Genomic DNA, 8,320 nt, shown 5'->3' with positions numbered 1-8,320 from the left:
CTGCAGGGGGGACCCTGTGGGAGAGTAGGACGCCGCCGAACAATTTTTGAGAAAACCCCCGGACCGGGGATACCGGTCCGGGGGTTTTCTGCGTTTAGGGTCTTTGTTATGCGCTACGACCTGATTATTTTCGACAACGACGGTGTCCTTGTGGACAGCGAGCCGATCTCCAATACCCACTTGGCCGCCTACCTCACCGAACTGGGGCACCCCACCTCGTACGAGGACTCCCTGCGTGACTACATGGGCTCCGCGATGCACCGCATCCACGACCTGGTCCTGGAGCGCACCGGCCGGCGGCTGCCGGACGACTTCGACGACGTCTTCCACGCGCGGGTCTTCGCCGCGTTCGAACGGGAGCTGAAGCCGGTTCCCGGGGCCGGCCAGGTACTGGAGAAGCTGGCCGCGGACGGGGTGCCGTACTGCGTGGCCTCCTCCGGGAGTCACGAGCGGATCCGGGTCGGACACCGGACGACGGGGCTCGACCGGTGGTTCGACGAGGACCGGATCTTCAGCTCGCAGGACGTCGGGCGGGGCAAGCCGGCCCCCGACCTGTTCCTCCACGCCGCCGAGCGCATGGGCGTACGACCGGAGAGGTGCGCCGTCGTCGAGGACAGTCCCCTGGGCGTACAGGCGGCCAACGCGGCAGGGATGGACGTGTACGGGTTCACCGCCATGACACCGGCCGACCGGCTGACCGGCGCCACTCAACTCTTCGCCGACATGGGGGAGTTGGCTGACCTGCTGGTATGACGGCTCCCATCGGCGGACGCTGACATTTGTCATGCCGAGCTCCGGACGATCGTTTCTGTCGGAGGGCGGGGTCCGACCGCGAAGCTGAGTACATCGAAACGGGACGTACACAGCTACGACGGAGGGACCCGATCATGAGCATCACCGCCACCGAGATCAGCACCGGAGCGACCACCAGCGCTGCCCGGACGGAAACGGCCACCACGCCGGAGACCGCCGGCCCCCGGCCGAGCTTCCTGCCGCTGATCGTGGACGTGGCGGTGCCCGTCGGGTCGTACTACCTGCTCAGGAACGGGTTCGGGATGAGCACGATGGCGGCGCTCGGCTGGAGCAGCGTCGTGCCGGCCGTGCGCACCGTGTGGAGCGTGGTGAAGGAGCGCAAGGTCAACGCACTGGCCGGGCTGATCCTGTTCGTCAACGTGGTCGGGCTCGCGCTCAGCCTGGTCGCCGGTGACCCGCGGCTGATGCTGGCGAAGGACAGCGGGGTCAGCAGCGCGATCGGGATCGGTGTCCTCGTGTCCGTCAGGCTCGGGCGGCCGATGATGACGCAGGGGATGAAGCCGTTCCTCGTGAAGGGCGACGCGGCGCGGGCCGCGGCCTGGGACCGGCTGGCGGCGGGCTCCGAGGCGTTCCGGAAGGCCGAGCGGACGTTCTCGCTGGTGTGGGGCACGGTCCTGCTCAGTGAGTGTGTCGCGCGGGTCGTGGGCGCCTACACGCTGCCGATCGACACCATGGTCTGGCTCGGCACGGTCGTCATGATCGCCTCGATGGTCCTCGCCTTCCTGCTCAGCGGCCGCTTCGCCGTCGTCCCGATGGAGAAGATGCTGGAGCACGAGGTCGCCGCAGGGGCCGGGAAGCAGCGCTGAACGGCCCCGCACGGAGGACCCGTTGCCCCGCAGCGCGGACCCGGACGGGTCCGCCGCGAAGACCTCGGCGGTCCCTCCCCACCCCCACCTCCGAAGAGCTGAGCAAAATTCATCTTCGGCTTGATCTACCCACCGGTAAGCCGGGGCCCTACGCTCGCCGCCATGACAGATGTGCTGCGGCGCGGTAGGGCCTCTTTGGCGTTCAGCTTCTTCGCTCAGGGTGCCGCCTTCGCGCTGCTCGTGACGCGTATCCCGGCCATCCAGGACCGCTACGGGATCTCCGACGCGCTCCTGCCGCTGTTCCTGGCGGCCGTCCCGGTCCTCGCCGGGCTGGGCAGCGTCACCACCGAGCATCTCGTCAAGCGCATACGCCCCAGCCGGATCCTGCGGTGGTCGCAGCCGGTCGTGCTGCTGGCCCTGCTCGGTGTCGGCGCCGGCGACCAGCTCGTCGAGGTGGCCGTCGCCCTCGGTGCCTTCGGACTCGCGGTCGGCGGTCTCGACGCCTCGATGAACATGCTCGGGGTGAGTCTCCAGCGGTCGTACGGGCGCAGCATCATGCTCGGTTTCCACGCCGCGTACAGCCTGGGCGGGATCGTGGGCGCCTCGCTCGCGTGGGCCGGGGCGCACTGGCATCTGTCGCTCTTCGTGTCGTATCTGCCGGCCGTGCTGATGCTGCTGCCGCTCACCCTGGTGGGGAGCCGGTGGTACGTCGACGGGGGCGCGGACGCGGACGCCGACGGGAAGGAGGACGCGCAGGCCGGTGCGGGCGCGGGTCCCCTCGTCTTCAAGCTCCTGCTGCCGCTGTGCCTGGTGATGACGTTCGCCTACATCGGGGACTCGACGGTCTCCAACTGGAGCGCGAAGTACCTCAAGGACGTGCTGGGCAGTTCGGAGCAGATGGCGACCGTTCCGTACAACGTCTACATGGTGATGACGCTGGTGGGGCGGGCTGTCGGAGACCTCGGGGTGCGGCGGTTCGGGGCCGTGGCGGTGGTGCGGCTGGGCGCGGTGGTCGCCGCGCTCGGGTTCGGAGTGGTGGCCGTCGCGCCCGGGGCCGGGGTGGGCATGCTGGGGTTCACGCTGCTGGGGCTCGGGCTGTGCGTGATCGTGCCGCAGACCTTCGCGGCCGCCGGGAGGCTGTTCCCGGGGGCGTCGGACACGGCGATCGCGCGGCTGAACATCTTCAACTACGTCGGGTTCCTGATCGGCTCCCCGCTGGTGGGCGCGCTGGGTGACGCGTGGAACTACCGCGGGGCCATGCTCGTACCGATGGTGCTGGTCCTGGCGACCCTGGGGTACGCCCGGTCGTTCGAAGCTCAACCGGACCGATACGGTGACGTGCATGAGCGGCCGCGCACAGCTGATGTGGGACGAGGCAGTAACGGGGTATGACTTCGGTCCGGACCATCCGATGGATCCGGTCCGGCTCCGGCTGACGAGAGGGCTCGTCGACGCCTTCGGGCTCGACCGCGACGTCGACGTGGTCGCGGCGAAGCCCGCCGGGGATTCGACGCTGCGACTGGTGCACCGCGAGGACTACGTGGCGGCCGTCAAGGCGGCTTCCGCGGATCCCGCGTCGGCCGACCCGTCGTACGGCCTCGGGACCATGGACGATCCCGCGTTCGCCGGGATGCACGAGGTGTCCGCGATGATCGCCGGGCAGTCCGTGGGGGCCGCGGAGGCCGTGTGGCGCGGTGAGGCGCTGCACGCGGTGAACTTCGCGGGCGGGCTGCATCACGCGATGCCCGGCGCCGCCTCCGGGTTCTGCGTCTACAACGACGCCGCTCTGGCCATCGCCCGGCTGCTGGAACTGGGCGCCGAGCGGGTCGCGTACATCGATGTCGACGTGCATCACGGCGACGGTGTCCAGGCGGCCTTCTGGGAGGATCCGCGGGTCCTGACGATCTCGCTGCACGAGCATCCCCGGACATTGTTCCCGCAGACCGGGTGGCCCGAGGAGACCGGGGCGGGCAGCGCGGAGGGCACGGCCGTGAATGTCGCGTTGCCGGCGGGCACCGGGGACGCGGGCTGGCTGCGGGCGTTCCACTCCGTGGTGCCCGAGCTGATCGCCGACTTCCGGCCGCAGGTGCTGGTCACCCAGCACGGCGCGGACACCCATTTCGAGGACCCGCTCGCGCATCTGGCCGTCTCGCTCGACGCGCAGCGGGCCGTGCAGGTCGCCTGTCACGACCTGGCGCACACGTACGCCGACGGGCGCTGGGTCGCGCTGGGGGGTGGCGGCTACGCGGTGGTGGAGGTCGTGCCGCGTTCGTGGACGCACCTCGTGGCCGTGGCGGCGGGCCGTCCCGTCGAGCCGGAGACGGTCGTCCCGGAGAGCTGGCGGCAGCAGGTCTTCGCCCGCACACGGCAGTTGGCGCCGATGCGGATGACGGACGGCCGGTGGCCGGTTTCCTGGAAGGACTGGGAGTCGGGGTACGACCCGGCGGACCGCCTCGACCAGGCGATCGTGGCGACACGCAAGGCCGTGTTCCCCCTGCGGGGGATGCTTCCGTAGGGACCATTAGCCCAACTGTGGGGCATATTCCGCATTCTGGGCATAGGGCATCGGTGGATGCGTCAGCATCGCTGACGTGTTGAGCACCGGAGCTTTGCGCGCACATCTGCTGGCCGCCCGGCTCGCCGGACCCGTGGCCACGTCGCGCGAGGAGAGCCTGCGCAGCTACCGGCTCTTCGCCGCCGGCGACCCCCGTCTGCTGCTCGGGCTTGATCCCGAATGGTCGTGGCGTCAGCGGGATCTGATCGAGTTGATGGCCGACAAATGCGGGGTCTCGGCTGATCCATCACATACTTCGGGGCATGATGTGATCGACCCGGAGCGGACCCTGGCGGCCCTCGACGCTTTCGCGGAACGGCTCGGTGAAGCCGCCCGACGCCGTCACCCCGTGCTTCTCGGTACGGGTCACCCGCACCGTCTGATCGATTTCTACGCCGCGCTCGCGGACGCCCTGTCGGCGGCGGGGTGTACCGTCCTCACCCCCGCGCAGGGTAGCTCTATCGACATAACGACCCGGTTCGGCCTACGCACATACAACCTCGACTACGTACAAGGCGTCGCGCTGGTGCGCGAACCGAAGGCCGGGGACGCCGGTCGTGCGACCGGCGCACACACCCATTCACCCCTCCCGGTCAGGACCGTTCTGGCGGCCGCCGCCGAGGCCGGCGGCCCCCTCCCGGAACTGGTCATCGGAGACCACGGATGGGTCTGCGGGGCAGGTCAACTGGGGTTCGAGGCCATCGGTCTCGCCGATACGAACGATCCCGCGCTGTTCGTCGGGGAGGCAGAGGGACGGGTGTCCGTCGTCGTTCCGCTTGATGACGCTGTGCGGTCTGATTACTACCGACCGCTTACTCGCTATGTACTCAATCGGGCGTGTCTGTCACAGTAGGCGGCCGATGGCATCTCCTCTTCCCCACTCGCATCACCCGCCCCTACATTGGGGAGTGAGTGCGCAGCGACGAAGAGTCACCGGAAGGGGAAGCCGGTGGCCGTCGAGTGCGGAAGGTGCAGGTGTGACATGGCTGCAGGCGAGAGGCCTCTGAACGAGGTCCAGTTCCTTACCGTGGCGGAAGTCGCCTCGGTGATGCGAGTGTCGAAGATGACCGTGTACCGCTTGGTGCACAGCGGCCATCTGCCGGCGATCCGGGTGGGGAGGTCCTTCCGGGTGCCGGAGCAAGCGGTTCACGAGTACCTCCGTGAGAGCTATGTGGGGGTGGAGACCGCCTGACGGCGTTCCGGGAGACCGTTCGCGATCTCCCGGAATCACCTCGATTACGACCTCAGCTCTCGGACGGGTAGGCTGGCCCCTCATAGGTCGTGTGGGCCCATGCAGCCCAGCACCGAGTAAAGAGAAGTGAGCGAGGGTAGTCGTGGGCTCTGTTATCAAGAAGCGGCGCAAGCGGATGGCGAAGAAGAAGCACCGCAAGCTGCTCAAGCGCACTCGCGTTCAGCGTCGCAACAAGAAGTAAGCGACGCGCGGAAACGCGTACTGTGGCCTCTCACCAGCGGGTGGGGGGCCACAGGCGTATCCGGTCGGGAAAAGCCGCACGCCCGTCGGCCGGGGCCCTGACACGGCGACAGGGGACTTCCGGCACGACGGCGGCCGAGCCGACTTCCGGCCCGGTGGCGGCCGAGCCGAAGAACCCCGAAAAGCCGCTCGACCGTCGAACGTCTTCGGCCACGCGGGCCCCGCGCGGCTGTGGGCCGAATGGCTGGGTCTGGTCGCACGTCCATGGCTGTCGTCACTTCGTGCATCGGGCGGTCATCACAGCGCAACATCAACCCGCTAAGTTGGCGCACACGGGGAACGCGGCAGGTACGAGCGGAGCTACGTCCAGTTCTGGAAGGAAGGCGCTGATCTTGGGGAAGGTCGTGCTCGTGACCGGGGTGGCCCGGCAGCTCGGGGGCCGGTTCGTACGACGGATCCAGCGTGACCCGCAGGTGGACCGGGTGATCGCCGTGGACGCGGTGCCGCCCGAGCACCACATCGGTGGCGCCGACTTCGTGCAGGCCGACATCCGGCAGCCCACCATCGCCCGGGTGCTCGCCGAGTACTCCGTCGACACGGTCGTCCACATGGACGTGACGGGAACGGCGCTGGCCTCCGGCAGCCGGACCACGGTCAAGGAGACCAACGTCATCGGCACCATGCAGCTCCTGGGCGCCTGCCAGAAGTCCCCGACGGTCAAGCGGCTCGTCGTGAAGTCCAGCACGAACGTCTACGGCTCCGCGCCACGCGACCCCGCCGTCTTCACCGAGACCACCTCGCCCAAGTCGCTGCCCAGCGGCGGCTTCGCGAAGGACACGGTCGAGGTCGAGGGCTACGTACGCGGCTTCGCGCGCCGCAGGCCCGATGTCGCCGTGTGCGTGCTGCGGTTCGCCAACATCCTCGGACCGAGCGCGGATTCGCCGCTCGCCTCGTACTTCTCGCTGCCGGTGCTGCCGACGGTGTTCGGCTACGACCCGCGGCTCCAGTTCGTCCACGAGAGTGACGTCATCGAGGTGCTGCGGCTCGCCGCGCACGAGCCGCAGCGGGGCACGCTCAACAGCGGCACGTTCAACATCGCCGGGGACGGCGTCCTGCTGCTCTCGCAGTGCGCGCGGCGGCTCGGCCGGCCCACCGTGCCCCTGCTGCTGCCGGCCCTGAGCTGGGCCGGCACGGCCGTGCGTACCCTGGGGGTGACGGACTTCTCGCCGGAGCAGTTGCGACTGCTCACGCACGGCAGGGTCGTCGCGACGGTCCAGATGCGCGAAACCCTGGGCTATCAGCCGAAGTACACGACGGCGGAGACCTTCGCGGACTTCGCCCAGAGCAGGGGTCCCGGACTCCTGCCCCCGGAGGCCCTTGCGGGGGCCGTGGACAAGATCGCCGCACTGTCTCTTCCGGGCGGCGGCCACCCCCCGACGCAGAGCGCCAACTGAGGAGCGCATCAACGATGGCGGACGCCAAGGTCATTCCGTTCGACGACGACCGCTCGCGCGGGGCTGCGGTGCAGCGCCCGGCGCGGCGCTGGGCCGCGGGGAGCCGGCGCAAGGGTGAGCCCGTGGTCGTACGCGAGGTCCAGCCCCTGCCCGGGCGGGGCCTCCCGCAGGATGATGTTCCCGTGACGCAGGAGGAACAGCCGCCCCAGCAGGGCGGTACGGGTACGAGCCTGGAGCAGCGCATCGCGGGAGGCCTGTCCTTCCTGCGCCGCAGGCTCACCGGCGACTACGAGATCGACGAGTTCGGCTACGACCAGGAGCTGACCGACCAGGTCCTGATGTCCCTGATCCGGCCGGTGTACGAGAAGTACTTCCGCGTCGAGGTGAAGGGCGTCGAGAACATCCCGTCCGACGGTGGCGCCCTGATCGTCGCCAACCACTCGGGCACCCTTCCGCTGGACGGCCTGATGATGCAGGTCGCCGTCCACGACAACCATCCCGCGAACCGCCATCTGCGGCTGCTCGCCGCCGACCTGGTGTTCATGCTGCCGGTCGTCAACGAGCTGGCCCGCAAGGCCGGTCACACCCTCGCCTGCTCGGAGGACGCCGAACGGCTGCTGGAGCGCGGTGAACTGGTCGGGGTGATGCCTGAGGGCTTCAAGGGCATCGGCAAGCCGTTCAGCGAGCGCTACAAGCTCCAGCGGTTCGGCCGGGGCGGCTTCGTCTCGACGGCACTGCGCGCGGGCACTCCGATCATTCCGTGCTCGATCGTCGGGGCGGAGGAGATCTATCCGATGATCGGCAACGCGAAGACCCTCGCGCGGCTGCTGGGATTCCCGTACTTCCCGATCACACCGACCTTCCCGTGGCTGGGCCCGCTCGGCGCGATCCCGCTGCCCACCAAGTGGACGATCCAGTTCGGCGAGCCGATCCGCACGGACGGCTATCCGCCGGAGGCGGCAGACGACCCGATGCTGATGTTCAACCTGACCGACCAGGTCAGGGAGCAGATCCAGCACACCCTGTACAAGCTGCTGGTCCAGCGCAGGTCCGTTTTCTTCTGATCATGCAAATACGATTCTGTTGATCATGTCTTGTTATGCCGGTACGGGGTGGGGTGGGGGGGGGCGCCGCCCGGGGGAACTCGGTGGCCGGGCCGTGTGACCGGTTAGAGACGGTATCTCGGGCTATGCGCAGTGGTGTCCTCACGTCCGGCGGCGACTGCCCCGGACTGAACGCCGTCATCCGGTCGGTCGTACAC

General features: G+C 68.9%; 9 protein-coding genes. All 9 read left to right on the top strand.

Annotation, left to right across the window (positions count from 1 at the left end; all coding sequences use genetic code 11):
* Positions 1–108 precede the first annotated feature (108 nt).
* The 9 genes from ACFXGX_RS42550 (at position 109) to ACFXGX_RS42510 (ending at position 8,123) form a co-directional block, all read left to right on the top strand.
* Positions 109–753: an HAD family hydrolase gene (locus ACFXGX_RS42550; protein ID WP_384803658.1), complete on the top strand. Its 645-nt coding sequence runs from the start codon at positions 109–111 to the stop codon at positions 751–753.
* Positions 754–887: 134 nt separating this feature from the next.
* Complete coding sequence (locus ACFXGX_RS42545) at positions 888–1,619, top strand: VC0807 family protein (protein WP_384803655.1); 732 nt, start codon at positions 888–890, stop codon at positions 1,617–1,619.
* Positions 1,620–1,781: 162 nt separating this feature from the next.
* Positions 1,782–3,011, top strand: a complete 1,230-nt coding sequence (locus ACFXGX_RS42540) for an MFS transporter (protein ID WP_384803652.1) — start codon at positions 1,782–1,784, stop codon at positions 3,009–3,011.
* The gene (locus tag ACFXGX_RS42535; RefSeq protein WP_384803649.1) at positions 2,962–4,134 is read left to right on the top strand and encodes an acetoin utilization protein AcuC; all 1,173 of its coding nucleotides are present in this window, start codon (positions 2,962–2,964) and stop codon (positions 4,132–4,134) included. Before ACFXGX_RS42540 ends, ACFXGX_RS42535 begins: the two co-directional genes overlap by 50 nt.
* Positions 4,135–4,210: 76 nt before the next feature.
* Positions 4,211–5,026, top strand: a complete 816-nt coding sequence (locus ACFXGX_RS42530; protein ID WP_384803646.1) for a phosphatase — start codon at positions 4,211–4,213, stop codon at positions 5,024–5,026.
* A gap of 129 nt (positions 5,027–5,155) precedes the next feature.
* Positions 5,156–5,365 (top strand): helix-turn-helix domain-containing protein, encoded by a 210-nt coding sequence (locus ACFXGX_RS42525; RefSeq protein WP_093781815.1) that lies wholly within the window; start codon positions 5,156–5,158, stop codon positions 5,363–5,365.
* 142 nt (positions 5,366–5,507) lie between these two features.
* Positions 5,508–5,606, top strand: a complete 99-nt coding sequence (locus ACFXGX_RS42520) for a 30S ribosomal protein bS22 (protein ID WP_003948845.1) — start codon at positions 5,508–5,510, stop codon at positions 5,604–5,606.
* 391 nt (positions 5,607–5,997) lie between these two features.
* Positions 5,998–7,059, top strand: coding sequence for an NAD-dependent epimerase/dehydratase family protein (locus ACFXGX_RS42515; RefSeq protein ID WP_355773053.1), 1,062 nt, complete (start codon positions 5,998–6,000; stop codon positions 7,057–7,059).
* Positions 7,060–7,073: 14 nt separating this feature from the next.
* Positions 7,074–8,123 (top strand): lysophospholipid acyltransferase family protein, encoded by a 1,050-nt coding sequence (locus ACFXGX_RS42510; protein ID WP_384803641.1) that lies wholly within the window; start codon positions 7,074–7,076, stop codon positions 8,121–8,123.
* Positions 8,124–8,320: the final 197 nt, after the last annotated feature.

The sequence above is a fragment of the Streptomyces sp. NPDC059371 genome (genome assembly GCF_042751995.1).
Classification (GTDB): domain Bacteria; phylum Actinomycetota; class Actinomycetes; order Streptomycetales; family Streptomycetaceae; genus Streptomyces.
The sequence above is the reverse complement of the archived record's forward strand: the minus strand, read 5'-3'. Positions and strand labels throughout refer to the sequence as shown.